General features: G+C 65.0%; 26 protein-coding genes. 21 read left to right on the top strand and 5 right to left on the bottom strand.

The window, feature by feature from the left end; translation table 11 throughout:
* Nucleotides 1–227: 227 nt before the first annotated feature.
* The 6 genes from AC5RVD_RS03580 to AC5RVD_RS03555 all read left to right on the top strand — a co-directional run bounded on the left by AC5RVD_RS03580 (nucleotide 228) and on the right by AC5RVD_RS03555 (nucleotide 5,236).
* A complete protein-coding gene (locus AC5RVD_RS03580) occupies nucleotides 228–1,427 on the top strand; it encodes an LLM class flavin-dependent oxidoreductase (protein ID WP_494126008.1) in 1,200 nt (399 codons plus the stop codon).
* 35 nt (nucleotides 1,428–1,462) lie between these two features.
* On the top strand, nucleotides 1,463–1,981 hold the full coding sequence (locus AC5RVD_RS03575; RefSeq protein WP_493956894.1) for a cupin domain-containing protein: 519 nt from the start codon (nucleotides 1,463–1,465) through the stop codon (nucleotides 1,979–1,981).
* A gap of 2 nt (nucleotides 1,982–1,983) precedes the next feature.
* Nucleotides 1,984–2,937: an isocitrate lyase/PEP mutase family protein gene (locus AC5RVD_RS03570; RefSeq protein WP_494126007.1), complete on the top strand. Its 954-nt coding sequence runs from the start codon at nucleotides 1,984–1,986 to the stop codon at nucleotides 2,935–2,937.
* Nucleotides 2,937–3,863 carry an SDR family NAD(P)-dependent oxidoreductase gene (locus AC5RVD_RS03565; RefSeq protein WP_494126006.1) on the top strand — a complete coding sequence of 309 codons (927 nt, stop codon included), beginning with the start codon at nucleotides 2,937–2,939 and terminating at the stop codon, nucleotides 3,861–3,863. The genes AC5RVD_RS03570 and AC5RVD_RS03565 overlap by 1 nt, the downstream gene beginning before the upstream one ends.
* Before the next feature lie 5 nt (nucleotides 3,864–3,868).
* A complete protein-coding gene (locus AC5RVD_RS03560; protein ID WP_494126005.1) occupies nucleotides 3,869–4,423 on the top strand; it encodes a flavin reductase family protein in 555 nt (184 codons plus the stop codon).
* Between the two features lie 63 nt (nucleotides 4,424–4,486).
* On the top strand, nucleotides 4,487–5,236 hold the full coding sequence (locus AC5RVD_RS03555) for a glucose 1-dehydrogenase (RefSeq protein WP_494126004.1): 750 nt from the start codon (nucleotides 4,487–4,489) through the stop codon (nucleotides 5,234–5,236).
* A gap of 90 nt (nucleotides 5,237–5,326) precedes the next feature.
* Here AC5RVD_RS03555 and AC5RVD_RS03550 read toward each other — a convergent pair whose 3' ends face one another.
* The 3 genes from AC5RVD_RS03550 to AC5RVD_RS03540 form a co-directional block, all read right to left on the bottom strand.
* The gene (locus tag AC5RVD_RS03550) at nucleotides 5,327–6,514 is read right to left on the bottom strand and encodes an acetyl-CoA C-acetyltransferase (protein ID WP_494126003.1); all 1,188 of its coding nucleotides are present in this window, start codon (nucleotides 6,512–6,514) and stop codon (nucleotides 5,327–5,329) included.
* Nucleotides 6,515–6,580: 66 nt separating this feature from the next.
* Complete coding sequence (locus AC5RVD_RS03545) at nucleotides 6,581–8,677, bottom strand: 3-hydroxyacyl-CoA dehydrogenase NAD-binding domain-containing protein (protein WP_494126002.1); 2,097 nt, start codon at nucleotides 8,675–8,677, stop codon at nucleotides 6,581–6,583.
* A gap of 82 nt (nucleotides 8,678–8,759) precedes the next feature.
* Nucleotides 8,760–9,485: a TetR/AcrR family transcriptional regulator gene (locus AC5RVD_RS03540; protein WP_494126001.1), complete on the bottom strand. Its 726-nt coding sequence runs from the start codon at nucleotides 9,483–9,485 to the stop codon at nucleotides 8,760–8,762.
* Between the two features lie 368 nt (nucleotides 9,486–9,853).
* Here AC5RVD_RS03540 and AC5RVD_RS03535 point away from each other — a divergent pair, with 368 nt between their 5' ends.
* The 3 genes from AC5RVD_RS03535 to AC5RVD_RS03525 all read left to right on the top strand — a co-directional run bounded on the left by AC5RVD_RS03535 (nucleotide 9,854) and on the right by AC5RVD_RS03525 (nucleotide 12,472).
* On the top strand, nucleotides 9,854–11,044 hold the full coding sequence (locus AC5RVD_RS03535; protein ID WP_494126000.1) for an MFS transporter: 1,191 nt from the start codon (nucleotides 9,854–9,856) through the stop codon (nucleotides 11,042–11,044).
* A 326-nt stretch (nucleotides 11,045–11,370) separates the two neighbouring features.
* The gene (locus AC5RVD_RS03530) at nucleotides 11,371–12,189 is read left to right on the top strand and encodes a class I SAM-dependent methyltransferase (protein ID WP_494125999.1); all 819 of its coding nucleotides are present in this window, start codon (nucleotides 11,371–11,373) and stop codon (nucleotides 12,187–12,189) included.
* Between the two features lie 97 nt (nucleotides 12,190–12,286).
* Nucleotides 12,287–12,472: a PspC domain-containing protein gene (locus AC5RVD_RS03525; protein WP_493967226.1), complete on the top strand. Its 186-nt coding sequence runs from the start codon at nucleotides 12,287–12,289 to the stop codon at nucleotides 12,470–12,472.
* 125 nt (nucleotides 12,473–12,597) lie between these two features.
* Here AC5RVD_RS03525 and AC5RVD_RS03520 read toward each other — a convergent pair whose 3' ends face one another.
* The gene (locus tag AC5RVD_RS03520) at nucleotides 12,598–14,346 is read right to left on the bottom strand and encodes an L-aspartate oxidase (RefSeq protein ID WP_494024947.1); all 1,749 of its coding nucleotides are present in this window, start codon (nucleotides 14,344–14,346) and stop codon (nucleotides 12,598–12,600) included.
* 74 nt (nucleotides 14,347–14,420) lie between these two features.
* Here AC5RVD_RS03520 and AC5RVD_RS03515 point away from each other — a divergent pair, with 74 nt between their 5' ends.
* From AC5RVD_RS03515 to AC5RVD_RS03460, 12 genes are all read left to right on the top strand, one after another.
* On the top strand, nucleotides 14,421–15,410 hold the full coding sequence (locus AC5RVD_RS03515) for a LysR family transcriptional regulator (RefSeq protein ID WP_494024948.1): 990 nt from the start codon (nucleotides 14,421–14,423) through the stop codon (nucleotides 15,408–15,410).
* 73 nt (nucleotides 15,411–15,483) lie between these two features.
* Nucleotides 15,484–15,891, top strand: coding sequence for an NAD(P)H-dependent oxidoreductase (locus tag AC5RVD_RS03510; RefSeq protein ID WP_494125998.1), 408 nt, complete (start codon nucleotides 15,484–15,486; stop codon nucleotides 15,889–15,891).
* A 299-nt stretch (nucleotides 15,892–16,190) separates the two neighbouring features.
* Entirely contained in the window at nucleotides 16,191–17,549 is a 1,359-nt protein-coding gene (locus tag AC5RVD_RS03505) for a protein kinase domain-containing protein (protein ID WP_494125997.1), read from the top strand.
* Nucleotides 17,550–17,823: 274 nt separating this feature from the next.
* Nucleotides 17,824–18,810 carry an ABC transporter ATP-binding protein gene (locus AC5RVD_RS03500; protein WP_494125996.1) on the top strand — a complete coding sequence of 329 codons (987 nt, stop codon included), beginning with the start codon at nucleotides 17,824–17,826 and terminating at the stop codon, nucleotides 18,808–18,810.
* A 2-nt stretch (nucleotides 18,811–18,812) separates the two neighbouring features.
* Nucleotides 18,813–19,661 (top strand): ABC transporter permease, encoded by an 849-nt coding sequence (locus AC5RVD_RS03495; protein ID WP_494125995.1) that lies wholly within the window; start codon nucleotides 18,813–18,815, stop codon nucleotides 19,659–19,661.
* 19 nt (nucleotides 19,662–19,680) lie between these two features.
* Entirely contained in the window at nucleotides 19,681–20,949 is a 1,269-nt protein-coding gene (locus AC5RVD_RS03490; RefSeq protein WP_494125994.1) for a sensor histidine kinase, read from the top strand.
* Complete coding sequence (locus tag AC5RVD_RS03485; protein ID WP_494125993.1) at nucleotides 20,942–21,661, top strand: response regulator; 720 nt, start codon at nucleotides 20,942–20,944, stop codon at nucleotides 21,659–21,661. Before AC5RVD_RS03490 ends, AC5RVD_RS03485 begins: the two co-directional genes overlap by 8 nt.
* A 280-nt stretch (nucleotides 21,662–21,941) precedes the next feature.
* The gene (rpsF, locus tag AC5RVD_RS03480; RefSeq protein ID WP_136787676.1) at nucleotides 21,942–22,247 is read left to right on the top strand and encodes a 30S ribosomal protein S6; all 306 of its coding nucleotides are present in this window, start codon (nucleotides 21,942–21,944) and stop codon (nucleotides 22,245–22,247) included.
* Nucleotides 22,248–22,341: 94 nt separating this feature from the next.
* Entirely contained in the window at nucleotides 22,342–22,911 is a 570-nt protein-coding gene (locus AC5RVD_RS03475) for a single-stranded DNA-binding protein (RefSeq protein WP_493988327.1), read from the top strand.
* Between the two features lie 58 nt (nucleotides 22,912–22,969).
* Complete coding sequence (gene rpsR, locus AC5RVD_RS03470) at nucleotides 22,970–23,209, top strand: 30S ribosomal protein S18 (protein ID WP_136787674.1); 240 nt, start codon at nucleotides 22,970–22,972, stop codon at nucleotides 23,207–23,209.
* Nucleotides 23,210–23,236: 27 nt separating this feature from the next.
* Entirely contained in the window at nucleotides 23,237–23,686 is a 450-nt protein-coding gene (gene rplI, locus AC5RVD_RS03465; RefSeq protein WP_493988326.1) for a 50S ribosomal protein L9, read from the top strand.
* 76 nt (nucleotides 23,687–23,762) lie between these two features.
* Nucleotides 23,763–24,602, top strand: a complete 840-nt coding sequence (locus AC5RVD_RS03460; RefSeq protein WP_494125992.1) for a PhzF family phenazine biosynthesis protein — start codon at nucleotides 23,763–23,765, stop codon at nucleotides 24,600–24,602.
* 95 nt (nucleotides 24,603–24,697) lie between these two features.
* On the opposite strand, the gene AC5RVD_RS03455 is transcribed toward AC5RVD_RS03460, so the two are convergent.
* Nucleotides 24,698–25,486, bottom strand: a complete 789-nt coding sequence (locus AC5RVD_RS03455; protein ID WP_494125991.1) for a hypothetical protein — start codon at nucleotides 25,484–25,486, stop codon at nucleotides 24,698–24,700.
* Between the last annotated feature and the right edge of the window lie 133 nt (nucleotides 25,487–25,619).

The following is a 25,619-nucleotide window of genomic DNA, read 5'->3' as shown; positions in this document are numbered from 1 at the left end:
GCCGAGGACGCCGCAACTCGCGGCGGGGCTTTAGACATGGCGGACATGGCAACCCAGAGCCTTTGGCGCGCTTTCCCGTTCAGTTGGCGTTCATTACCGTACCGGTGAAAGTGAGCTGGTTCATAGCATTAGGCATAACCGCTGCCAACCAGCTGGTTGCTGGCGGACATAACAAGAGAGTCGAAGCGCTCCAGGCGCTCCCCGACGCATCGAATGGGAGTACACCAATGACCGACATGGCAACCAAAACAAACACCGTAGATCGCGACTTTGTCGCGGATTACACCGTTGAGCGTGACGAGAGCCCGATGATTGGGGGCGACAATGCATTCAAAGTCGCGATCTTCGGAGCGAACGTTTCCACGGGGCAGGGCGGCCTGAACTTCGCGGATAACTCGATCAAGCTTGGTAACTGGGGAGAGGTACAGGCTCTCGCGCAGAAAGCAGACCGATATGGCGTCGACGGATTCATTCCCATCGCGCGCTGGCAGGGGCTTGCAGGCGCCGATCGTCCGTGGGGCCGTCAGTTCGAGACGTTCACTTGGGCAGCGGGACTGGCCGCGGTGACGCAGAACATCCAGATCTTCGCGACATGCAACGTGCAGTTCATGAATCCGGTGCTGGGCGCGAAGATGATGACCACGATCGACCACATCAGCGGCGGTCGCATGGGGATCAACGTCACCGCGGGTTACTTCAAGCCCGAGTACGACATCTTCGGCGTGGAGCTGCCCGAGCACGACGTCCGCTATGAGCTCGCTGACGAGTGGATTGAAATTTGCGAGCGCCTCTGGTCGGACAAGGAGGAGTCGTTCGACTTCGACGGCAAGTTCTTCAACCTGAAGGGCGCACAGGCGTACCCGAAGCCGGTGCAGTCACCCCAGCCGATGGTGATGAGCGCCGGTTCGAGCCCCGCGGGGCAGGAGTTCGCCTTCAAACACGCGAATATCCTCTTCGCGGCGGTCGCCACCGTCGAACAAAGCGCCGAGCTCACACCGAAACTGCGGCAAAAGGCCGACGCGGCCGGCCGCGAGGACCTCGGACTGTGGGCGGGCGCGCACATCATCGTCAGGGACACCGAGAAGGAAGCGCGCGAGTACGCCGACTACGTGACGGAGAACACCGACTGGGAGAGTGCGGTGCGCTACCTCGACGTTATCCGCAGCGGCGGGGCGCAGAGCTTCAAATCGTGGGATGACTACAAGCAGAACGAGGATTACAAACAGGACCCGACCGTCAGGTCGTTCGGCCGCGCGGCCCTCATGCCCATCACGGGTACGCCCGAGATGGTCGTCGAGGAGCTGCAGAAGCTGCAGAAATCCGGCATCACCGGCATCTGCACGGGCCTGGTGGACTACGACGAAGGCCTGGACCGGATGCACGAGCAGATCTTCCCGCTGATGCGCGAAGCAGGCCTGCGCGCCTGATACCTGCCACGACCGTTCACGAAGGAGAGACCCAAATGACATTTCCTGATCCAAAGAAGTTCCGTCTCGTCGTTGCGGGCACGACCGAGTCGGGCGAAGTCGACTTCATTGAGCCCGGCCCTGCCGCCGAGTTCGACTTCCCCGGCGTGTCCGCAGGCGCGTTCTACTGGGCCGTCGAAGGCGGACACAGCAAGGAAAACTTCGGCGCCCCGCCGAGCAAGGTCGCGCTGGCAGGACCCAACGGATCCACCTTCGGCATCAGCAGCTTCCCCGCGCACTCCTCCGGCGAGGTCGACGCCTCGACCCTCGACGAGAGCATGACCGCCACGGAGGACGACGGCGACGCCGGCATGCACGCGAGCGACACGATTGACTACGAGGTCGTGATCTCGGGCAAGGTCGACCTGGTACTCCCGGGAGGCAAGAAGCGCACGCTCGTTCCCGGCGACCTCCTGGTGATGGCAGGCGTTCCCCACGCGTGGAAGAACCCGTACGACGAGGACTGCGTTTACGTGGTCGTGACCGTCGGATTCAACTCGAAACAGGAGCTGTGAGCATGGCCGTGACATCGCCAGGCAAGGCTCTTCGCGAGATCTTCGAGAGCGAAGAGACGGCACTGATGCCATTCGGGGCCCTGCCGATCCACGCGCAAATGGCGCAGCACGCCGGCTTCGGCGCGTTCCAGCTCTCGGGCGGCATGTCGGCCTGGTGGCAGGGCGTCTCCGACACGGGCTGGCTTACGCTGACCGAGGTCGTCGAACATGCGAAGCGGACGGCCCGCGCCGTTGACATCCCCATCTATTGCGACGCCGACACGGGATTCGGCGCGCCCATCAACGTGCAGCGCACGGTCATGGAGTTCATCGATGCGGGTGTCGGCGGCATCCATATCGAGGATCAGCGTGAGCCTAAGAAGTCAGGGGGGGTCGCGGGGATCGAGCTGGTCTCGGACGCCGAGGCGGTGGGTCGCCTTAATGCCGCGGTCGACGCACGTGACAAGTACGGCGAGGACTTCGTGATCGTCGCGCGCACCGACGGATACGGCGCGGCCGGCGGCGGGGTCGATGAGGCGATTCGCCGTGCACAGCTTTACAAGGCCGAGACGGGCGCCGACGTCATTTTCTTCGAGGGCTTCCACACCTGGGAGCAGGCAGAGCTCGCGCTGAAGGAGACCCCGGGGCCGGCCTACGCCATCGGAGTTCCGATGATCGGGCGTAAGAGTGTCGCCGAGATGACGGCCATCGGCCAGGCCATCCAGCCCGTGCCGTTCGTGCTGCCCGGGATTAACGAGGTGTGGCGATTGCTCATGCAAGTGAAGGAGTCGGGCGAGGCGACGCCGCTCGCTGAATATATCGACCGCATGAACGAGGACACCGACGGCATTGGCTGGGGCGCGATGTTCGGTCGACCCTTAACCGACTACGTGCGTGAGACGGAAGAGAAGTTCCTTCCTCAGGACTCCCAGCGCGACTACGAAAACAACCTCCACGCTAACGATCGGAGCTACTGATGACTGCACAGCTTGATTTCAATGGACGGGTGGCGATCGTCACCGGTGCCGGGCAGGGGATGGGGCGCGAGCATGCCAAAATGCTGGCCTCCCGCGGAGCCCGCGTCGTCGTCAACGACGTCAACGCAACCAATGCTGCCGGGGCGGTGGCCGAGATTACTGAGGCCGGCGGCACGGCGGTGGTTGATACCCACAACGTGGTCACCGGATCGTCCGACATCGTCCAGACGGCGCTCGATGCGTTCGGGCAGCTGGACATCGTCGTCAACAACGCGGGCATCAACGCCTTCGGTCGATTCTGGGAGATGGACTCAGAAACGTGGTGGCGCATTTTCGATGTTGCCGTGAAGGGCGTCGTCGGGGTCTCGCGCGCCGCGATGCCGCACCTCATCGCCTCGGGGAGCGGTCGCCTGATCAACATCTCGTCGAACGGGGTCATGGGTGTACCGACTGACACGGCCTACAACGCTGCGAAGGCCGCGATCTGGGGGCTGAGCATCAGCCTTGCGATCGAGGCCCGAGAGGTCGGCGTGCAGGTGAGCACACTTATGCCGGTGGCGTTGACGCCGATGACCGAGGACGCGTTCCCGAACCCGGTCATCCAGGACGCTATGCGCACGACGGTTCCGCCCAGCTCTGTATCTGCCTTCGTGACGTGGCTGGCTCATCAAGACACCACAGTGTTCGGCGAGACGTTCGAGATCGCCGGGGTAGCAGCCGGCCGCGTGGCAATCGCCGGAATGCCGCGAATGAAGGTCGAGGAGCCTACGCCCGAGGCTTGGGCCGACAGCGGGGATGTGCTCATGAAGGACGGCGAACTGCGTCAGTTCCGCAACGCAAGCGCGTCATTCCGCGACCAGATGGTGTACCTGGCGCCCGAGCTCGACACGGTGCTCCCCGCCGACGCGGCGGACGTGTCGAGGTGATCGCGATGTCTGTGAGGGAGAGGGAAGCACAGGTCACGATCCAGGAAAATCTGCGCGGTTTCGACGCCGATCCGATGATCGTGCGTCAGACGTTCGCGCAGTTCCCTTCGGGTGTTGCCGCGCTGGCAGCTGACGTCGACGGCGCGAAGCACGCGCTCGTCGCATCTTCCTTCATGGTCGGTGTGTCCCTTGAACCCTGCCTCGTCGCCGTCGCGGTGCAGAAGACGTCCGAGACGTGGGAGCACATTGCGAAGGCGGGCCGCCTCGGCGTCTCGATCTTCGGGAAGGGCCAGGGCGGTCTTACACGACAGCTCGCCGGCAAAGACCGCGCCGCGCGGTTCGAGCAGGTCGCCTTCGAGGTCAGCGACGACGGCGCGGTCTTCATCGACGGGGCGGCGTTGTGGCTCGACTGCTCGATCTCCGCGGTCACGGAGGCCGGCGATCACTGGATGGTACTGCTCGAAGCGCATCGGCTTGGTGCCGGTGAGAACGAACCGCTCGTCTGGCATGGATCGACGTTCCGCGAGCTCGCGGATCCTCCGGCAGCCCACGCAGCCTGACGGAATCGATGACAAGAACTCTGCGCCGCATCTCCGGCGCACAACTGGAAGAAAGAGGTCCTCATGGGACGTTTGGACAATAAGGTCGCCATTATTACCGGCGCAGCAGTGGGCATGGGTGCCGAGCACGCACGCCTGTTCGTCGAGGAGGGCGCGAAGGTCGTCATTACCGACCTCAACGAGACCGACGGCGCAGTGCTCGCGAAGGAGCTCGGCGAGAACGCCTTCTTCGTGAAGCATGACGTCTCCGACCCCGACTCGTGGGCCGATGTCATGGCGGCGGCTGTCGAAAAGTTCGGTCCGGTCACGGTACTCGTCAACAACGCGGGGGTCCCAGGTCCCAATGCCTTCACCGCGGACCTCGACCTCGAGACCTTCAACAAGGTCGTCGCGGTGGACCAGACAGGGGTGTTCCTGGGCATGCGCGCCGTGCTGCCCGGCATGATCGAGGCAGGTGGTGGCTCGATCGTCAACATCTCATCGGCCGCGGCAATGGCACACCTCTCGGGCACGCCCAACGTGGCGTACACCGGCGCCAAGGCTGCAGTGAGGGGCATGACCAAGGCAACCGCGATCGAGTACGGTCCGCAGAATGTGCGCGTCAACTCGGTGCACCCGGGCGCGATCCTCACCCCGATGGCCAAAAACCTGAACGACGCCGAGACACTCGAGGCGATCGCCCAGACGCTTCCGAACCGCCGTTTCGCCGATCCGCGGGAGGTCTCCTACACAGTGCTGTTCCTCGCATCCGATGAGGCCTCCTACATGACCGGCAGTGAGCTGGTCGTCGACGGCGGACGCCTGGCCGAGTAACAACGCTCCCGCCGCGTTCTGACGAACCGCCCCGCCTTTTCACTCAAGAAAGGGCGGGGCGGTCCGGCGTCCGGCAAAAGCACGGGCGGTTTACCGAGACAGCAGTAGCGCCTCGCCTTGACCGCCTCCACCGCACAGGGCTACCGCTGCCTTGCCTGTACCTCGACGGTGGAGCTCGTAGGCGGCGGTGACAACAACACGCGCTCCCGAGGCGCCAATGGGATGGCCGAGGGCGATCGCTCCGCCGTTGACATTGACTATGTCCATCCCGACACCGAGTTGCCGTGCCGAGTGCAGAGCTACAGAGGCAAACGCTTCGTTGATCTCGATGAAGTCCAGATCTTCCACTGCCCAGTCGGCAGTCTCAAGTGCCTTGGTAATGGCCCGAGCGGGTTTGTCCGGCAGCGACGTGTCCGGGCCCGCCGTCTGTCCCGGAGCGCCAACCACCGCCAGGATTTCAAGATTATGGGTCTCAGCGTAAGCGCGAGTGGTCAGCACCGTGGCGGCCGCGCCGTCGTTGAGCGGCGAGGCGTTCCCGGCGGTGATCGAGCCATCGGGGGAGAAGGCAGGCCTGAGCTTGGCGAGTGACTCCTCACTGCTCTCCGGTCGCACGCCCTCGTCTGTCTCCACCAACACGGCCTCTCCCCGACGTTTCGGAACTTTGATCGGGACAATCTCGGCGTCGAAGACGCCAGTGCCTTGGGCAACGGCCGCACGATGATGGGAGTCGGCGGCGGCCTTGTCTTGTTCGCTCCGCGAGAGGCCGAGGTTTTCATTTGCGCGGTCCGTGGCCAGGCCCATGGCCTCCTGGTCAAAGGCGTCGGTGAGCCCGTCATGGGCGGCGGAATCCACCAGCGCAGCGTTCCCATACAAGTGGCCGGCGCGAGAACCAAGCAGCAGATGCGGTGCGTTGCTCATCGATTCCTGTCCACCGGCGACGACCACAGCGGCTTCTCCCAACCGCAGCATCCGGCTCGCCTCAATGATGGCGCTAAGTCCAGAGAGGCACACCTTATTAACCGTTGCGGCGTGGGCCGTGAGCGGGATTCCGGCGGCGACGGCTGCCTGTCGCGCAGGGTTTTGTCCCGCACCGGCCTGAAGGACCTGTCCCATGATGACGGCATCGACGGCGGTAGTACGGAGACGGGCCCGGTCAAGGGCAGCGGCGATCGCCGCTCCACCGAGTTCGACGGCGGTCAACGGCGCGAGTTGTCCCATCAGCCTGCCTTGCGGCGTTCGGGCCGCTCCCACGAGGACAACATCTTCAGCGCGGTTCATTTTTTCTCCTAGAGAGTATGGGGTGCCGGCGGAATGGGTTCAACCGCCGCCAGCCGGGGGCTGCGATTATGAGGCTGCGGGGACAGGAACCCGCAACCCCCGATGGAATTTCGTGCCTGCTTCGCGGTCCAAGAGCGGGGTCAGGCCGCCGGTGTGGAAGGGATAGTTGGCGCCCAGGATCATGCACAGGTCTATCTGTTCCGGTCCCGCAACGACTGACTCGTTCAGCATCTCCTGAACTTCCTCAGCGAGTGCAGCCAGAATTCTGCCCCGGACTATGGCAGGATCGACGGGATGTGAGGCCGGCAGCAGGGCGGCCGCAGCGGGGGAAAGGCATCCCTCGTTGTCCAGATAGCCAGGCAGCCCCGCTGAGACGAGCGCAGCTAAACTCCGGCTCACGCCGAAGCGCTGAGGGTAAGCCCGCTGCATGGTCTCGCAGATATGCAATTGCACTGCCGGGCCGATGAACTGCAGGAGTTCCAGCGGAGTCATGGGCAGGCCCAGTGGATCCAAGGCATGATCGACTCCAGCCGGATCAGCGCCTTCGTCAAGCAGGGAAAGGGCCTCGTCAAAGAGCCGCGTCAGGACGCGGTTCACCACAAATCCCGCCCTGTCTTTGGTCAGCACGGGTGTCTTACCCAGCCGCTTAGCGAGCTCAAATGCTGTTGCAAGAGTAGTTTCATCCGTCTTCGGTGCGGAAATGATTTCCACCAGGGGCAGCACGGCCACCGGGTTGAAGAAGTGGAAGCCGATCAGCCGCTCGGGCCTGGTCAGGGACGTGCCCATCGCCTCAATCGATAGCGAGGAGGTGTTGGTCAGCAGCAGAGTCTCCGGCCGCAGGAGCGGTTCCAGCTCGGCGAACACAGCGCGCTTTACTTCCAGTTCTTCGAAGACCGCCTCAATGACCACGTCGCAATCCGCGAAAGCGGCCTTGTCAGTGCCTCCGCTAATCAGGTTGCCTATGGCTTGGGCATCCGCGTCTTGCATGTTCCCGCGCGCCACCTGCTTCTCCAACTGCGCGAGTATCCAGGTCATCGCCGCGTTGATGCGCTCCTGCGACAGGTCCGTGATTCGCACAGGGACACGCAGCCGTTGTGCAAAGACGAGGGCGAGTTGGCTGGCCATCAGTCCGGCGCCGACCACGCCGACCGAACGCACTGGTCGAGGTTCGACCGAGGGCCTGCCGGCCGGTTTCTTCGCCAGTGACTGGGTGAGATGGAAGGCGTAGATGCTGGCGCGGGCCTGATCTGAGAGCAACAGTTCGCCGAACACCTCGATCTCCGCCTGCTGCCCGAAAGCGCCCGCGGATTCAGCCGTAGCGGCGATCAGTTCCAACGCTTGGTAGGGAGCGGGGGCAGCGCCGTGCAACCGCTCGTCCAGTTTCGTCCGGATGGTCTCCAACGATGTCTGCCCCTCCCCACGCATGAACTCGGGCTCCGGAGTAAGGCCGGCTCGCGTGGGCGCCGGGGCGGTGCCCGAGAGAATGCCCGCCGCGAAATCCAATGAGGCAGCCAGGAAGCCGGTCTTGGGAAGTACGGCATCGATCAAGCCGAGATCAGCTGCGGCACTCGCGGAGAGATTCTTGCCTGACAACGAGTCGGTGACCACTAGTTTGCCCGTCTTGGCGGGACCGAGCAGCGCGGTTGTGCGGGGGATTCCACCCCAGCCGGGGACAAGGCCGAGCCGGACCTCTGGAAACCCCAAGGCGCGCACCGAGTCGGCGGCAGTGCGGTAGTCCGCGTGAAGCGCCAGTTCCAGTCCGCCGCCCAGCGCAATCCCGTTGACGAAGGCAAAGGTCGGCACCGGAAGGGCAGCCAATAGGGCAAACGTTTCCAGGCCCTGCCGGGCCACTTCTTCGGCCTGTTCCCGCGTGGTGGCCTCGACCATTTTCTTCAGGTCAGCTCCGGCACAAAACACCGATCCCGTACCGGTCAGGGCCACTGCGTCGGTACGTGACATATCCACGGCCTGAATTACGGCTTCTAATTCGGCCAATGATGCCGGACTCAGCGTCGCGGGGCGGCCGCCAGAAGTCGCGAGGGTCAGAATGGCAAAGCGGAAGCCGGCATGGTCGACATAAGCAGTATCAATCCGTGTAGTTATCTCGGCGTTCACCGCAGAATGTGCTGATTGGCCTTCAGTACCGGCCGGCTTTTGGCCCATGGTGCTCCCTTACAGGTCGACTGCTGACCAGTCTGATGTGAAACGGAGTCTCACGTCAAGTAAGACTCCGTTCCATGCCCTGTTACTCTTGCTGAAGTCGCCGCTGAATCTCTCGGGCGATCTCGGCCCCCGGCGTCGAGCGGGGAAAGACCGCAACGACTACGTCATCAGCCCGGCCCGGGGAATCGGTTAAAACGCCGTGCATGCGCCGCACCTTGTTGAGTTCCGCCCACAGTTCAGTAGCAGCGGGAGGGCCGTCGTCGCCCTTCATTAAGGCGCGGAGGAAGTAATTGTTGGTGCTGACAACGGCTGACGCAAAACGGATCCCGTCCAATGGTGCCAGTCCCGGCAGCGTCCGGTTCAGGTACAAGTTGAACAAGCGCTCGTACCGGAAGACGGTGACCAACTCCTTATTCCGCAGCGCGGGGATGGAATTGACCACGGCATAGCGCTGCCTGGCAAGCTCGCCCTGTTGTGCGTAATGCTCGAACACCAAGGCGGCGGCTTCGCAGACCGCCAACCAGGGGTCCTTGTGGCCACTGGCTAGGAAGGCCTCCGTCTGGTCCACCAATTCGTCATGGTCGGCAAAAACCACGTCCTCCTTGGAACGAAACTGGCGGAAGAATGTGCTGCGTGATATTCCTGCGGCTTGGGCGATTTGTTCCACGCTGGTTGCCTCGAAGCCGTTGGTCGCATAAAGCCGCACCGCCGTTGCTGCGACAATCGAACGCTGGCCAGTCGGATGTTTGGCCCGTTCACTATCCCGCAGGGGGTTTGCGTGTTCTGCCCGCAATGAGTCTTCTGCCACGGTCCCACGGTACTACCGAGCTCAGACCCCGCGTTTAGCGCGACTCGGTTCATGCTTCTCCGGTTCGAGCAGTTCGAATCAGAACTGCCATTACCCTGCTCCTTCCCGGGTAGAGGACGACCCGTTCGTACATTCTCCATATGGTTCATTTGGTGCCATGACTGGACCAGGTGCCATTTCTGGCGGCTCTCCACGACACTTGAAAAGTCCCTGTGCTACTCTGCACGAATGTTGCTTTCACCACCTGATAGCAACCGGCCCGGGGCATTTCCAGTCTTAGTCCTCGTCTTGAGGTAACGGATGCACTGGGGATCGAACGCATTTCCAGCACCCCGTTCCTACCGTGTGTGGGGAGGATTGGAGCACGTATGGATCAGCCATTGCCGAAACTATGGACAAAGGACTTCATACTGGCCTTGGTCGTCAATCTGTTCATCTCCATGGTCTTCTTTCTGCTGACGACCACCATGGCGCTGTACGCGGTGGAGCGTTTCCGCACTTCGGACAGCACGGCCGGCTTTGTCGCCAGCGCTTTTGTGCTTGGGGCCGTGGTAGCACGCATGTTCTCAGGGATGCTGTTGGACGCAGTCGGGCGCCGCGCAGTGATCATGGTGACCATGATCCTGTTCGTGGCCGCTTCGCTGCTGTATATCCCCACCGATTCGCTGGCCTGGCTTCTGCTGCTGCGCATCGTCCATGGCATGGCGTTCGGGGCCGGCGCCACTGCAGTGGCTGCAGCGGCACAAGCCCAGATCCCGGACGCCCGGCGCGGCGAGGGAACAGGCTACTTTGGTGTCTCTACCACGCTGTCGACGGCCGTGGGCCCCTTCCTCGGCGTGCTGCTAACCGGCACGGGTGACTACATCGGCATCTTCTACTTCTCAGCGGCCAGCTCAATGACGGCGCTGGTGGTGTCGCTGTTCCTGTATGACCGGGAACAGCGGCCAACACGCCAGCAAGGCGGTTTCCGCCTCCGGTGGCAGGACATCTTCGAGCCAGCGGCGCTGCCGATTTCGGTTATAATCCTGCTGATCTGCATGGCCTACTCGTGCATTCTGACTTTCCTGACCTCTTATGCAGCGGCACAAGACTCCGCCAGCCTCGCCAGCATCTTCTTCATTATCTATGCTGCCACCGTGCTGGTCTGCCGCCTATTCGTCGGCCGAATCCAAGACCGCCGCGGTGACAATAGCATCATGTATCCAGCGCTGCTGGCCTTCGCGCTGGGGTTGGCGCTGCTGATTCCGGCACCCACCATCTGGACGATCGCCGGTGCGGCAATCCTCAGTGGTGTGGGGTTTGGCACAATTATGCCCGGGTCCCAGACAATAGCCGTCCAAAAGTCCTCCATGGCCCGCATCAGTACCGCCACGGCCACTTATTTCCTGCTGCTGGATCTCGGTGTGGGCGTGGGGCCGGTCATGCTGGGCGCGTTGGTCCCGTTGCTCGGATACCAAGGTATGTACGGAACGTTGGCTGGACTGGCTCTGCTGACCGGTGTGTTGTACTACTTCTTGCACGGCCGGCAGGAGAACCGCTTGAGTCTACTCCCTTCCTAAATAAACTAGTCCCGGCAGCGTCCGGTTCAGGTACACGTTGAACAAGCGCTCGTACCGGAAGACGGTAACCAACTCCTTATTCCGCAGTGCGGGGATGGAATTGACCACCGCATAGCGCTGCCTGGCAAGGCGCCGGCCCTGTACCCAAGCGCCGCCAGCCACCACCCCGCGAAGGCCGCGGAAGTCCTCGGCCCACGTGTGCGGCGGCAGCGCAGGTTCGGCCCGCGGCCGACGCGTCCGGATCTTTTCACTGGAATTTATTCGGGCCCGGACCCATCCTTGAAGAACCCCAAACGAGGGGCCTTCAATCGCAGGAGGCAATGGCCATGAGCAATCAACCGGACGATTCGGGGATCAAGGCAAAGCACCGGGCCATGTGGGCCCTCGGCGACTATCCCGCCGTCGCTACTGAGGTGATCCCGGCGCTGGGCACCGCTCTCGTCGAGGCCAGCGGCATTCGGAAGGGCGACCGTGTTTTGGACATTGCCGCCGGTTCCGGCAACGCGGCCATCCCCGCGGCGCAGGCCGGGGCACAGGTCACCGCGGCGGACCTCACTCCCGAGCTGTTTGAGAAAGGGCGCCGGCTGGCCGAAGAGGCAGGGGTTTCTGTGGACTGGCTGGAGGCCGACGCCGAGAACCTGCCGTTCGGGGACGGTACCTTCGACGCCGCGATCTCCTGCGTGGGGATCATGTTCGCCCCCAACCACCAGGCGAGTGCCGACGAACTCGTCCGCGTGCTGCGGCCCGGCGGCACGATCGCCCTCGCCAACTGGACGCCGGAAGGCTTCATTGGCCAGATGTTTGCGACCATGAGGCCTTACGCGCCCCCGCCTCCTCCGGGGGCGCAACCCCCGCCGCTGTGGGGCAACCAGCAGCACGTGCTGGACCTGCTCGGGGACCGGGCCACCGACGCTGTGGCCCGGCGCGAAAAGCTGACGGTCGACCGGTTCGCCACCGCCGGGGAGTTCCGCGACTTCTTTAAGGCCACGTATGGCCCCACCATCAACACCTACCGCTACATTGCGGACCAACCCGACCGGGTCCAAGCCCTCGATGAGGAACTCGAAGAACTGGCCCGCCGGCACGATCTCGGCGACGGCCGGATGGAATGGGAGTATCTGTTGTTCACGGCTTGCAAGAAGTGATTGCGCTGGAAGCGGCCGGGAAGCAGATCGGTGCCTCCGGGCCGTTTCCGCCCCGGGATGCTGTTGGGAAAGCGGTTCCGGTTACTAGACTGTGGCCATGGCTGCTGTATTGGTTCGTCCCCGGAACGGCAAGCTGATCGCCGGCGTCTGCGCGGCCCTGGCCACTCGTTTCGGCCTGCCGAAACTGCTGGTGCGTCTCGCGTTCGTGATTTTCGGACTGGTCGGTATCGGGGAACTGGTGTACATCGCGCTGTGGATCATGATCCCCAAGGCTCAGGTGTAGGCTTCGCCCCGCCGCCCCCGGCATACCCGAGGCCGGAGGTCCCTGGCGCCTGCCGTCCAGGTCCGTCCCTCGGCACACTCACGCCCCAAAACGCTCCACTGATGACGGCTGACGGCAGGTCAGGGCTACTCGACGAGCTTGCCGGCCACCGAGTCGTCGGCGTCGCTTTCGGCCAGGGACCGGAAGGAGTCCGGGGCAGGGGGCAGGGCCTCGAAGCTGACTCCCTCAGTCGGGGACCACACGAAGTTGCCTTGCAGTGACGGATCCATCTCGGGAAAGTCCGTACGGTTGTGGCAGCCCCGCGTCTCCCGCCGCTCAAGGGCGCACTCGAGCGTGGCCCGGGCCGCGAGGAGCGAGCCCAGCAGGTCGTAGGCGTGCGCCAGGTCGTCGAACCCGGCGATGTCCGGGTGCGCGGTGACGTGCCGCGCGCGTTCTTCGAGGGCGGCAAGCCTGTTCAGGCCGTCCTGCAGCCCCTGCCCGGTGCGCACGACGCCGGCGTGCTCCGTCATCAGGTTGCGCACTTCGCGCTGCAGCCGCCGGGCCGACTCGGTCCCGCGCTCACTCAGCAGGGCCTGCATCTCGGCGCGGGCCGACTCGACGGCGGAGGGGTCCCGGCGGACAGTGGTGCGGGAGGCGGCGTACTCTGCGGCGTGCTCGCCGGTGATGCGTCCGTAGACGAGCAGTTCGATCAGCGAGTTCCCGCCCAGGCGGTTCGCCCCGTGCAGGCCCGAGGACGCCTCGCCGATCGCGTACAGCCCGTCCACGCCGGTGCCGTGGTCCTCCGGGGCCACCCACACCCCGCCCATGGAGTAGTGCGCGGTCGGGGCGATCTCCATCTTCGTGGTCGTGATGTCCACCATCTGCAGGTCGATCAAGGTGCGGTAGACCCGCGGCAGCTTCTGCAGGATAACCTCCCGGGGCAGATGGGACACGTCCAGATAGACCCCGCCCTTCTCGGTTCCCCGGCCCAAGGCGATCTCGGTATATCCGGCCAGGGCCACCCGGTCGCGGGTGGAGAGCTCCATGCGTTCGGGATCGTAGCGCTCCATGTATCGCTCACCGAGCGCGTTGGTGAGGATGCCGCCCTCTCCGCGGGCGGCCTCTGAGACAAGGGTGCCGGCAGCGTCGTCGGGCTCGAGCAGCCCTGAGGGATGGAATTGGACCAGCTCCGCGTCCCGGATCCGCGCCCCGGCCAGAGCCGCCAGACGGAAGGAGTCGCCGGTGTTCTCGTCCCGGCGGGAGGAGGTGTGGCGCCAGATGCGGGTATGCCCGCCGGCGGCAAGGATCACTGCATCGGCATGTATCTGAACGGGCGTGCCGTCCACAATGTCGAACCCGTAAGCGCCGAAGACCGTGCCGTCGGCCACCAGCAGGCGGGTGATGTAGATGCTGTCAATGATCTGCACGTTCAGTTCGGCCGCCCGGCGCATCAGTGTGCGCTGGATTTCCAAGCCGGTGTAGTCACCGGCGTAGGCCGTACGGCGGTACTTATGGGCGCCGAAGAACCGTTGGGAAATCCGCCCGTCCTCCTCCCGCGCGAAGGGCATCCCCCACTTCTCAAGTTCCTGGATACCGCCGGCCGCATTGCGCGCCACTGTCTCGACGATGGCCGGATCGGCCAGGAAATAGGACTCGCGCAGAGTATCGGCCGCGTGCTGCTGCCAACTGTCTTCGGGGTCCATGGTGGCCAGCGCGGCGTTGATGCCGCCGGCCGCCAGCGTGGTGTGGGCGTCATGCTTGCGCCGCTTACCCACCGCCAGTACCTGAATCCCTCGCTGTGCCAGTTCGATTGAGGCGCGCAGTCCGGCACCACCGGTACCGATGACGAGTACAGAGGTGGACATCAGTCGTTCAGGTGCGTGCTTTGTGCTCATATCCACCATGCTAGGAAGGTGCGTATGATGAGTCCAATGCATTATCTTACTAAACCAGATGCAAAAGGGCTATGATGAATCTCGAGCAGTTGTCCTCCTTCGAGGCCGTGGCCCGGATAGGGCACTTCACCCATGCGGCCGAGGAGCGCTTCCTCGCGCAACCGTCCTTGAGTCGGCAGATCGCCGCGCTGGAGGCCGATTTGGGCACCAAACTGTTCCGCCGTGGACCCGCCGGAGTGACGCTGACAGACTCAGGTGAGGTGTTGTTGCCGATCGCCCGGCGCATGCTGGGTGACGCGCGGTTCGCCCGTGACCAGATGGACGAACTGGCCGGGCTTCGCCGCGGCCACGTCCGGCTTGGCGCCCCGCCTACCCTGTGTGTCTCACTGGTCGCCGACGTACTGGCGGCATTCCGGGCCGCGCATCCCGGAGTGGACCTGCACATCACCGAGGGCGGCTCGCGTTTTCTGGTGGACGCTCTTAACGAGAACGCACTGGACCTGGCCCTGATGGTCACCCGCGGGTCCGAACCATCCGTGCCCGGCACCGAGCTGATCCCCTTGCTTTCCGAGGAACTGGTGGTCATCTCGTCCGCAGGCTCCCCGATGCCAGGACAGGAGCAGGAGAAACGGGGCGAAAGCCCGACCCGGGCCGAGCTGACCCTGGCGGAGCTGGCGGAGATCCCCCAAGTCGCGTTCAACCGCAGCTACGACCTGCGCGTGGCCACCGACGCGGCGTTCTCCGCTGCAGGACTTACCCCGACGATCGCCGTCGAGGGCGCCGAGATGGACGCTGTGCTCCGATTCGTGGAACGGGGGCTGGGAGTGGCCGTGGTTCCGGCCATGGTGGTCATCGACCGCCCCACGCTGGACAGCACCCGCCTCGTGAGCCCCCAACTGGCCCGAACTGTCAACTTGGCCCGGCGTACCGACGTCCCACCCTCGGCCGCGGCAGCCGCCATGCAACAGTTCGTCTTCGAAACGGTGGACCGACTCGCTGCCCCAGGCACCGACCTCTCGCGACTCGTGACCGTGACGCCGCGCGAGACCAGTAAGGGCCGCTAGGGCCGCCGGACCGGCGCACGTAGCGTCATCCGCAGGATGATCCGGCCGGACGCGAAGATCATCCCGCAGTGCGGTGTGCGGCCGGCCGGCAATCCGTAACGTATTCATTGGCGCGGAAATCCGTGCCGAACCGCGCACCGCGACCATTTGCGCCGAAGTGGTGCCCTCGCTCCGGGAGAGGGGGTTCAACGTCGACGTAATTGATATGGGTTCGATCCCGCCCTCACTGAACCCGATGAACATGACTGGACAACCTGGACAAACAGTACAGCGACGAAGTAATGGGGTTGCCAAAAGAACACGAAAAGCTGACGGTTTGATTGTGGTCTTTCCCGTCTGGTGGTACTCGGTCCCGGCAGCACTGAAAGGTCGCATTGCCCGGGTCTGGAACCACGGAATTTTCTATGGAGGCGACGCCGAATCGGAATTCGAGCAGTTCGTTAAATTGGCCTGGCTGGTGACACCAAAAAAGGTATCGTAGGCGGACCCTCGGTGAAGATGTCACTAACTGGGAGTAGTTCGTCGCCGGGCTGCGTGAAGAAGCGCGCTCGGTCGTCGAAACCTTCGCGCGGATGAGCTCCTATCGGGCAGCAAAGTGGACTCGCTCAACGGATTCCTTCTGCTGCCCTGTGGAGCGGGCTCCGTAAGCCGGTCGAACACGGGCCGAAAGCCCAATCGCTACTACGACGGGCCGCCGCTGGACCGTAAGATACTAAGGGTGCTGTTAAACAGGCAGCCGGGAAGCAGGAGACGTTGGCGCCTCATTTAAATCGATCCGGAATGCTGCTCGACGGGCGCTACCTGCTCAAGGAGTTGGCAGGTACCGGAGCGAACGCCAAGGTTTACCGGGCCCAAGATGAGGTTTTGGGGCGGGAGGTAGCCGTCAAGGTTATTCAGCGGCCCACGATGAACGAGGAAGAATTCCACCGCGACAACGCGGAGATCAAGCTTCTGGCCCGGCTAAACCACCCGAATCTGGTGACCCTGCTGGACGCAGGCATCGACAAGATCGAAGCCGGACATCCGCAAATTTATCTGGTGATGGAACTGATTGAAGGCGCCGACTTGAGGGTGCGGCTGGCCGAAGGTGCCCTCCCGCCTCGCCACGTTGCCCAAATCGGCCGCGAATTGGCCGAGGGACTGGCCTACATCCACAACACCTCGGTGGTCCACCGCGACGTAAAACCGGGCAACATCATGCTCTTTAATTACGACGACGACGGCTCGCGCCTGCGCGCCAAGCTCGCCGATTTCGGAGTCGCCATGGTAGTTTCCGATGATGCCCATGTTCCGGGGGTCTACGGGACAGCTGCCTACCTCAGCCCGGAGCAAGCGAGGGGTGAACCGATAGGCCCGGCCAGCGACATTTATTCGCTGGGCCTGGTTCTGCTGGAATGCCTTACCGGCCAGGCTGCCTTTCCCGGCCCGCCGCTGGAGTCGGCTGTTGCCCGTTTGCTGCGTGATCCGGACGTCCCCGCCGGATTCGGGCCGGAGTGGGCGGGGTTGCTGACCGCCATGATGGCACGTGAACCAGAGGAACGGCCCACAGGGCGAGAGGTGGCACTGGCATTGGCTGATCTAGGGCTCGCGCTCCGGGGCCGGCACAGGGTGGACGCATCCATAATCCCCGTAGACGAAGCTCAACGTATGGAAGCGGTTCGACGCTACGAGATCCTGAACACCCCGCCGGACGGAGCGTACGACCGCATCACCGCACTGGCCTCCCGCCTTTTCGCCGCCCCGATTGCCATTGTCAGCGTGGTGGACCACGATCGCATCTGGTTCAAGTCACACCACGGCCTGGACGTCGAGCAGATCGACCGGGAACCCGGACTCTGCGCCTCGGCCATCCTGCAGCACGGACCCTGGGTCATCAATAATGCGCCCGCGGATCCCCGGGCGTTTGCCAACCCGCTGGTGGCCAGCGACTTCGGGTTGAAGTTTTATGCCGGCGTCCCGCTGAGAACCCGGGACGGATTCAACCTAGGCACCCTTTGCGTACTGGACTTCGAACCGCGCGACTTCAGCGACGAAGATACTCAGACGTTGGAGGACTTGGCCGCCCTGGTAATGGACGACTTGGAGTTGCGCTTGGAAAGCCGCCGGTACCAATCGCCCCCTGCCGCTGTGGCGGTCTGAGAAATTTTGGGCGAGGCCCCGTGCCAACGAGGGCGCGGCAGCACGCCGGCACCTCTTCCAGTACGCAGCAGCGTTCCGGGAACGGTCAGGGGCCGCTCAGGGCTTCCCCCGGTAACGCCCGCCTGCCCCCGGCACGTAGCGTCATCCGCAGGGATGATTTGGCCGGACGCGAAGATCATCCCGCAGTGCGGTGTGCGGCCGGCCGGCAATCCGTAACGTATTCAATGGCCCCCGGGAATCCGGGCGCTACTCCAATCCACGAAGGACGGTTCAGATGATCGAGGCACAGGGCCTGGTCAAGGTCTACGGAAACAAACCGGCGGTGCAGGGCGTCTCCTTCACCGTGCAGCCGGGCCGGGTGACCGGTTTCCTGGGGCCGAACGGCGCCGGCAAGTCCACGACCATGCGCATGATCATGGGACTGGACCGTCCCACCTCGGGTGACGTCCTGGTCAACGGCAAGCACTACGCCAAGCACCGGGCCCCGTTGCGCGAAGTCGGCGCCCTGCTGGACGCCAAGGCGGTGCACACCTCCCGGACTGCGTACAACCACCTCCGGGCCATGGCCGCGACCCACAGCATCCCCACCAAGCGGGTGCGCGACGTGATCGAGCTGACCGGCCTCGGGGCCGTGGCCAAGAAGCGCGTCGGCGGCTTCTCGCTGGGCATGGGGCAGCGGCTGGGCATCGCGGCCGCCCTGCTCGGCGATCCGCAGACCATCATTCTGGACGAACCGGTGAACGGGCTGGACCCGGAAGGCGTCCTCTGGGTGCGCAACCTGGTCAAGGCACTCGCCGCGGAGGGCCGGACGGTGTTCCTCTCCTCGCACCTGATGAGCGAAATGTCGCTGACCGCAGACCACCTGATCGTCATCGGCCGCGGCCGGATCATCGCCGACGCACCCATCCAAGACATCCTCAACAACCGGGCCCAGCGGGTGCGCGTACGCACCGACCGGCCCGACGTCCTCACCCGCGCGCTGGCCGGGGAAGGGGTCACCGTCGAAGCCCGCGAACCGCAACTGCTGGAGGTCAGCGGTGTCCCCGCGCGGGCCATCGCCGAGACGGCCCTCGCCCAGCAGGTGCTCGTCTACGAGCTGACCCCGCTGCAGGCGTCCTTGGAGGAGGCCTACATGGACCTGACCAAGGACGAAGTCGAATACCACTCCGGCCCGGTGGCCGATGTACACGAAAATGCCGGCAGCGCAGGGTCGGGACGGCACGCTGCCGTCGCCGCCGGCGTCGGCCAGGAAGGAAAGTGACCATGAGCGCTGCAACCCTGACCCCGCAGGCCGGCCGTGTCACCGGCCCCGGCGTGAGCTTCCCCCGGACCTTGAAGAGCGAGTGGGTCAAGTTCGCCACGCTGCGTTCCACCTGGGTGCTGCTGGCCACCACCGTTGTGGTGATGGTCGGCATCGGACTGCTCGGCGGCTGGGGAGTCGCCACCGGCATGGAGCAGATGGAGGCCGCCGGTCAGGATCCAGCGGCAGCCGGTATGGATGCGTCCATCCTCTACCTCATGACCAGCGGCGGGATCGACTTCGGCCAGCTGATCATCGGGTCGCTGGGCGTGCTGCTGATCGCCTCCGAATACTCCACCGGCATGATCCGCTCGACCATGACGGCCGTGCCGTCCCGGCTGTCGCCGCTGTTCGCCAAGGCGCTGGTCGTCGCTGTCGTCGCGGCCGTCGTCGGAATTGCTTCCAGCTTTGCCACCTATTTCCTGCTGCAGCCGATCCTGGCCAATTACGGCAAAGAATTCGGGCTCGACGTGGAGAATCTGGTCCAGTCCATGCTGCTGTCCGGCCTTTACCTGGCGGTGGTGGCCCTCATGGCGCTGGCGCTCGGATCCTTGCTGCGCAACAGTGCCGGCGGCATCGTCACGCTGGTCGTGCTGCTGCTGGTGCTGCCCATCGTCGCCCAGATCATCCCCTTCGACTGGGTGCAGGACGGCGTGATGCCCTACCTGCCCTCCAACGCGGGACGCCAAATGCTCATGCTCGAAACGGCCGAGGGCGACTTGACCCAGTGGCAGGGCGGGCTGGTCATGGCCGCCTGGGCGGCAGTACTGCTGGCCGGGGCGGCGGTAACGACCAAGACGCGGGACGTCTAGGCGCGGGCGGGCTCGACGCGTGACTCATCAAGCCTCGGTGAAGGAGGCGGCGGAACGAACGGCCGCCGTCTCCTTCACCGAAATATCGTCCAGGCGCCGGGGCCCGATCCGGCGCTACTTCCATACCCACCCCGTGGTGATGGACTGGGTGCTGGTCGGCATCCACGTGCTGTTCGGGCTGCCGAATGCCCTGACCACCGCGCTCGGCGGCGAATGGCCGCCCCTGCTGCTGCTGTTGGCCGGCGGCGTCGCACTGGTCTGGCGGCGTCGGTCGCCGCTGCTGGTGCTGGCTGCCATCGCCCTGGTGGACTTTTTGATCGTGGTGCTGACCAGTACCGGCAGTGGCTCCTTTGCCATGTGGTTCGCCGTCTACACGGTCGCCACCACCCGGCCGGCGGTCCAGGCCATCATCGCAGCGGTCCTCGCCGCCGTGCCCATGCTGGTGGGAATGGGTGTCAGGATGCCGCCGGAGATCGTCAAGCAGATTGCCCTCGGGCAGGTCCCGAGCTACGTCGGACTGGTCACCGGCCTGGTGCTGGTCCTGGCCAATGTCATCGCTGCGGGCATCGGGGTCACGGTGCGCCGGGACCGGCTCCACGACGCCGAACTCCAGCGTTGGGCCACTGACAACGCCCGGCTGGCGTCGGCGACCGAACGCACCCGGATCGCCCGGGAGATGCACGACGTGGTGGCACACTCGCTCTCGGTGATGATCGCGCTCTCGGACGGCGCCGCCGTCGTCGCGCGCAAGGATCCGGAACGCGCCGGCGAGGTCTTGGACCAGCTCTCCGCGACCGGCCGGTCGGCGCTGGCCGACATGCGCAGGGTGCTGGGGGTGTTGCGCAGCGAGAACGGAACGGACGCGGCCCCGCTGGTGCCGGTCCCGACAGGGGACCAGCTGACCGGGCTGCTGGACGGCTTCCGGGCCGCGGGCTTGCCGCTGCGCACGGTCATGGCAGGACCGGCGCTGCCGGAGGACCAGAATTTCCGGCTCACCGTGTTCCGCATCGTGCAGGAGTCGTTGACCAACGTGCTGCGCTACGCCAAGGACGCAACCCGGGTGGACGTTGCCCTGGTCCGGGACGGCGACGCCATCCACATCACGGTGGCCGACGACGGCCGGCAGGACGGGCCGGCCGATTCACTCGGCGCGGGGCAGGGCCTGCACGGCATGCGCGAGCGGGCCGCCATCTACGGCGGCCGCGTTGCCGCAGGTCCGCGGTCCGGCGGTGGTTGGATGGTGGAGGCAACCCTGTATTGGCCCGGAGAGGAAAACACGAGTGTCTGACAGCGCGGATGGGAGCCCGGCCGGGCCGGTGAAAGTGCTGCTGGTGGACGACCAGCCACTGCTGCGGATGGGCTTCAAGCTCATCCTGGAGGGCGAAGACGACGTCGTGGTGGTGGGGGAGGCGTCCGACGGCGCCGAGGCGCTGGAGCTGGCGCGGTCGCTCTCCCCGGACGTGGTGCTGATGGACGTCCGGATGCCGGTCATGGACGGCATCGAGGCCACCCGGCAGATCGTGGCCGCCGGGCTGTGCGCGCGGGTGATCATCCTGACGACCTTCGACCTGGACGAGTATGCCTTTGCCGGGCTACAGGCCGGGGCGAGCGCCTTCCTGCTCAAGGACGTGGCACCGGCGGAACTGGTCCAGGCGGTGCGCCTTGTCTCCACCGGGGACGCCGTGGTGGCGCCGCGGGTGACGGCGCGCCTGCTGGAGACCTATGTGCGCGGCCTGGCCCCGGGCGGCAGCCCGGCCGTGCCGCCGCAGCGCGACCCGTTGCTGGATGACCTGACGCCGCGCGAACTGGAAGTGCTGCGGACCATTGCGGAGGGGCTTTCCAATGCGGAGATCGCCCACCGGTTCTTCCTCTCGGAGGCGACCGTCAAAACGCACGTGCGGCGGATCCTCGCCAAGCTGCACCTGCGCGACCGGGTGCAGGCCGTGGTGTACGCGTACGAGACCGGACTGGTGGTGCCCAGCCTGGGGCTGGACTACTGAGAGCGCCGCCCCCCGGGCGGCGGCTCGGCCGCCGTGCCTTGAGACGGACAACGCTTCCGGCCGCACGGGCCTGTGGAGGACAGGTCCGTGCGGCGGATTCACGAGCGCGGACCGCCGTCCGGTACCATTGGTAAGTCTGTGCTGTCAGCGCCGGCTGGTATTTCCTGTGACAATAGCCAAAACACACGGAAGTCGCCGCGCGGTGGCAGGCAGGCAACGCAACAGAACCTCCTGTTACGGAAAGACCGTGACCGCTTAGCCCGAAGGAGGTGGGTTCACAATGCGTGCTTATGAACTGATGGTAATCATCGACCCCGAGGTCGAAGAGCGTACCGTAGAGTCCTCGCTCGACAAGTTCCTCAACGTTGTCCGCAACGATGGTGGAACCATCGACAAGGTGGACATCTGGGGACGCCGCCGGCTCGCCTATGACATCAAAAAGAAGTCCGAAGGCATCTACGCGGTGGTTAACTTCACCGCCACTCCCGCCACTGCTGCTGAGCTTGACCGCCAGCTTGGTCTGAACGAGACCATCCTGCGCACCAAGATCATCCGCCCGGAGGAGCAGAAGATCTCCGCTGAGTAACCAGCTGTGATCGCCGCACCCTTTCCGGGAGCGGCATTGACGAAGACATTCCTGCGCGCCGCCGGCAAGCGGGACTAGGACATCAGGAGGCAACATGGCAGGCGAAACCGTTATCACGCTCGTCGGTAATCTCACCAACGATCCCGAGCTGCGGTTCACCCCGTCCGGGTCCGCGGTAGCGAACTTCACCGTTGCATCCACGCCGCGGACCTTCGACCGCCAGTCCAACGAATGGAAGGACGGGGAAACCCTGTTCCTCCGGGCGTCGGTTTGGCGCGAAGCTGCCGAGAACGTCGCTGAAACCCTGACCAAGGGCATGCGCGTGATCGTTCAGGGCCGGCTGAAGTCCCGTTCGTATGAAACCAAAGAGGGCGAAAAGCGTACCGTCATGGAGCTTGAGGTCGACGAAATCGGCCCCTCGCTGCGCTACGCCTCTGCCAAGGTCACCCGTACCCAGCGCTCCGGCGGTGGCCAGGGCGGCTTCGGCGGTGGCCAGGGCGGCTTTGGCGGCGGCGGCTTCGGCGGAGGCCAGAACCAGGGCGGTTGGGGCGGACAGCAGTCCGGTCAGCAGCCCGCCCCCCAGGACGATCCCTGGGGCGCACCGGCCGGCGGCTCGTCCGGCGGCTGGGGCAACGGTCCGGACTCCAACGAACCTCCCTTCTAAAACAAACCCCATCCCGTGGAAAAGATCCACGGGCTCCACAAGATAAAGGAGCTCCACGATGGCTAAGGCTGAAATTCGTAAGCCCAAACCAAAGTCCAATCCCTTGAAGGCCGCTGACGTCACCGTCATCGACTACAAGGACGTAGCTTTGCTGCGCAAGTTCATCTCTGACCGCGGAAAGATCCGCGCCCGCCGCGTGACTGGCGTCACCGTGCAGGAGCAGCGCAAGATCGCACTGGCAATCAAGAATGCCCGCGAAGTTGCCCTGCTGCCCTACTCCGGCGCTGGCCGCGGCTAAGCGAAGCGAAGAGGAGAGAGTACTGACATGGCAAAGCTCATTCTGACCCACGAAGTGACCGGTCTCGGCACTGCTGGCGATGTCGTCGAGGTAAAGAACGGTTACGCCCGTAACTACCTTCTGCCCCGCGGCTTCGCCCTGACCTGGACCAAGGGCGGCGAGAAGCAGGTGGAGTCCATCAAGGCTGCACGTGCCGCTCGCGAGATCGCATCCCTGGAAGACGCGCAGCAGCTCGCTGCCCAGCTGTCCGCCAAGCCGGTCACCCTGACCGTCAAGGCCGGCGAGTCGGGCCGCCTGTTCGGCACCGTCAAGCAGGCCGATGTGGCTTCCGCTGTCGAGGCCGCCGGCCTCGGCGCCATCGACAAGCGCAAGGTCGAACTGACCGAGCACATCAAGTCGGTGGGCGACTACCAGGCGACCGTGCGTCTGCACGAAGAGGTCTCCGCCGTCATCGACCTGAAGGTCGTTGCTGGCTAACAGCCTCGCTGTTGCTGCAGGCCGGGTCCGTCCAGGACCCGGCCTGCAGCGGTTAACGCCCGGTACGCTGTAGGACGTGAGCACACATCAGTTCAGCCAGGTGGACGTCTTCGCTACCGGACCGTGCACGGGCAATCCGCTGGCGGTCGTGTCGGACGCCGGTGACTTGGGCGACGAGCAGATGCGGCGCTTCGCCAACTGGACCAATCTCTCCGAGACCACCTTCCTCCTGCCGCCCGGGAACGCTGAAGCCGACTACCGGGTCAGGATTTTCACGCCCAGCGGCGAGCTGCCCTTCGCCGGCCATCCCACGCTGGGTACGGCCTACGTCTGGCTGGCAGGGGACGGGCAGCCGAAGGCCGGGGGAGCGATCGTGCAGGAATGCGGAGCCGGCCTGGTGAAGGTCAAGCACGACGGCGGACGGCTGGCTTTCGCTGCGCCGCCCCGGCGGAGGAGCGGGCCGCTGCCCGAGGAGAACGTCGCGAAGATCTGTGCGGCGTTGGGGATTGAGCGCGACGACGTGCTGCGCCACCAGTGGGCGGACAACGGCCCCGAGTGGCAGGCCCTGCAGTTGCGGGACGCCCGGGCCGTCCTCGACGTCGTGCCCGACTATGCCGCCCTGTCACCGTTTGGCGTTGGTTTGATCGGCGCCCATCCCGGCGGCTCCGCCGTCGACTTCGAGGTCCGCGGGCTGATGGGCTTCGAGGACCTTCCGGCGGAGGACCCGGCGACCGGCAGCCTGAACGCCGCGCTGGCCCAGTGGCTGATTGCCGAGGGCGCGGCACCCGCCGCGTACTCCGTTCGCCAGGGAACGGCGCTCGGGCGGGACGCGCGGGTCTACATCGACTCCGACGGCGGCGATGTCTGGGTCGGCGGGACGGTAGAGACCGTGATCAGCGGGACGGTGGAGCTCTGACCCGGCGGCCCTAACGCTGGCTTTGCGGGGATTCGTGGTCGGTGGTGGGGCGGGGTCACCTTCGCGGCCGCTGGCATATTTGCAGGACCGGGCCGTTAGCGCTCCTCGTCCGGCTCGATCAGATCCACGAATTCCCGCGCTTCCGTCTCGTTGGCTTCCGAGTGCTCCAAAAGCAGCCGAACGGCGCCGTCGCGGTCGCCGCCAAGCGCCGCGCTGCGGATCCGCCCGAAGACGTCGTCGTTCAGGCGTGTGCTGGCCACTTCCCTGATGGTGTCGCCCTTGGACACAATGGCCCGGTACCGGTATCCGGCCGGCTGGGGGCGCGCCGCAGGAGTGGGCTCTGCCGGCGACACAACCTCTTCCGGGGGGTTTGCGGGCGTCGGACCCTGGGGCGCCTCATCCTCTTGTGGGCGTGCGGGTTCTGCCTGCCGCGGTGCCCCATCCTCCGGCTGTGCCGGGGGCGCCTTCCGGGGCTCCTCGTCCTCTGGGCGGGCCGGGTGCCCCTCCCGGGCCTCCTCATCCTCCGGTTGGAGTGTAGGGGCGGCCTCGTGGCGGGGTGCCGTGTACGGCTGCGGGTGCGCGGACATTTGAGCGACGGCCGAGGTAGCCTCCCTGAGCCCCGCACCGGTGGCGGTCCGGTATTCGCGAATTGCAGCAAAAGCCTGCCCCTGCGCAATCAGAGCGTAAACCGCGGTATGTTGCTGCTGGTTCAAGCGTCCGCTGGCTGCGACAGCGGCTTCCCGGGTCGCGGCCGGTGCCGGCCTCGCCGACGATCCGCTCCCCGGGCGGGGCCCGCCGGCCTTGTTGCGTGAGACCAACCGCGTAATCACCAGGCCGATCACGACCACCAGTACGGCGATGAGCAACGGCACCACAAATTCCATACTTGAATCGTACGTCCCGCACGATGGCCCGCGCGCCAAAAGTCTTCGAAAGCGGGCATCACAGCACTGTAATTCACGCCTGTGGATAACCCGTGGATAACATTTGCCCTACGCGTCTATTCCGAATCTGTCA

The sequence above is a fragment of the Arthrobacter sp. THG-b23 genome, from assembly GCF_059091265.1.
This window is presented reverse-complemented; position numbering and strand designations above follow the sequence as displayed.

Coding starts and splice junctions, on each gene's coding strand:
- AC5RVD_RS03580 (WP_494126008.1), top strand. CDS start 228: ATGACCGACATGGCAACCAAAACAAACACCGTAGATCGCGACTTTGTC.
- AC5RVD_RS03575 (WP_493956894.1), top strand. CDS start 1,463: ATGACATTTCCTGATCCAAAGAAGTTCCGTCTCGTCGTTGCGGGCACG.
- AC5RVD_RS03570 (WP_494126007.1), top strand. CDS start 1,984: ATGGCCGTGACATCGCCAGGCAAGGCTCTTCGCGAGATCTTCGAGAGC.
- AC5RVD_RS03565 (WP_494126006.1), top strand. CDS start 2,937: ATGACTGCACAGCTTGATTTCAATGGACGGGTGGCGATCGTCACCGGT.
- AC5RVD_RS03560 (WP_494126005.1), top strand. CDS start 3,869: ATGTCTGTGAGGGAGAGGGAAGCACAGGTCACGATCCAGGAAAATCTG.
- AC5RVD_RS03555 (WP_494126004.1), top strand. CDS start 4,487: ATGGGACGTTTGGACAATAAGGTCGCCATTATTACCGGCGCAGCAGTG.
- AC5RVD_RS03550 (WP_494126003.1), bottom strand. CDS start 6,514: ATGAACCGCGCTGAAGATGTTGTCCTCGTGGGAGCGGCCCGAACGCCG.
- AC5RVD_RS03545 (WP_494126002.1), bottom strand. CDS start 8,677: ATGGGCCAAAAGCCGGCCGGTACTGAAGGCCAATCAGCACATTCTGCG.
- AC5RVD_RS03535 (WP_494126000.1), top strand. CDS start 9,854: ATGGATCAGCCATTGCCGAAACTATGGACAAAGGACTTCATACTGGCC.
- AC5RVD_RS03530 (WP_494125999.1), top strand. CDS start 11,371: ATGAGCAATCAACCGGACGATTCGGGGATCAAGGCAAAGCACCGGGCC.
- AC5RVD_RS03525 (WP_493967226.1), top strand. CDS start 12,287: ATGGCTGCTGTATTGGTTCGTCCCCGGAACGGCAAGCTGATCGCCGGC.
- AC5RVD_RS03520 (WP_494024947.1), bottom strand. CDS start 14,346: ATGAGCACAAAGCACGCACCTGAACGACTGATGTCCACCTCTGTACTC.
- AC5RVD_RS03515 (WP_494024948.1), top strand. CDS start 14,421: ATGAATCTCGAGCAGTTGTCCTCCTTCGAGGCCGTGGCCCGGATAGGG.
- AC5RVD_RS03505 (WP_494125997.1), top strand. CDS start 16,191: ATGCTGCTCGACGGGCGCTACCTGCTCAAGGAGTTGGCAGGTACCGGA.
- AC5RVD_RS03500 (WP_494125996.1), top strand. CDS start 17,824: ATGATCGAGGCACAGGGCCTGGTCAAGGTCTACGGAAACAAACCGGCG.
- AC5RVD_RS03495 (WP_494125995.1), top strand. CDS start 18,813: ATGAGCGCTGCAACCCTGACCCCGCAGGCCGGCCGTGTCACCGGCCCC.
- rpsF (WP_136787676.1), top strand. CDS start 21,942: ATGCGTGCTTATGAACTGATGGTAATCATCGACCCCGAGGTCGAAGAG.
- AC5RVD_RS03475 (WP_493988327.1), top strand. CDS start 22,342: ATGGCAGGCGAAACCGTTATCACGCTCGTCGGTAATCTCACCAACGAT.
- rpsR (WP_136787674.1), top strand. CDS start 22,970: ATGGCTAAGGCTGAAATTCGTAAGCCCAAACCAAAGTCCAATCCCTTG.
- rplI (WP_493988326.1), top strand. CDS start 23,237: ATGGCAAAGCTCATTCTGACCCACGAAGTGACCGGTCTCGGCACTGCT.
- AC5RVD_RS03455 (WP_494125991.1), bottom strand. CDS start 25,486: ATGGAATTTGTGGTGCCGTTGCTCATCGCCGTACTGGTGGTCGTGATC.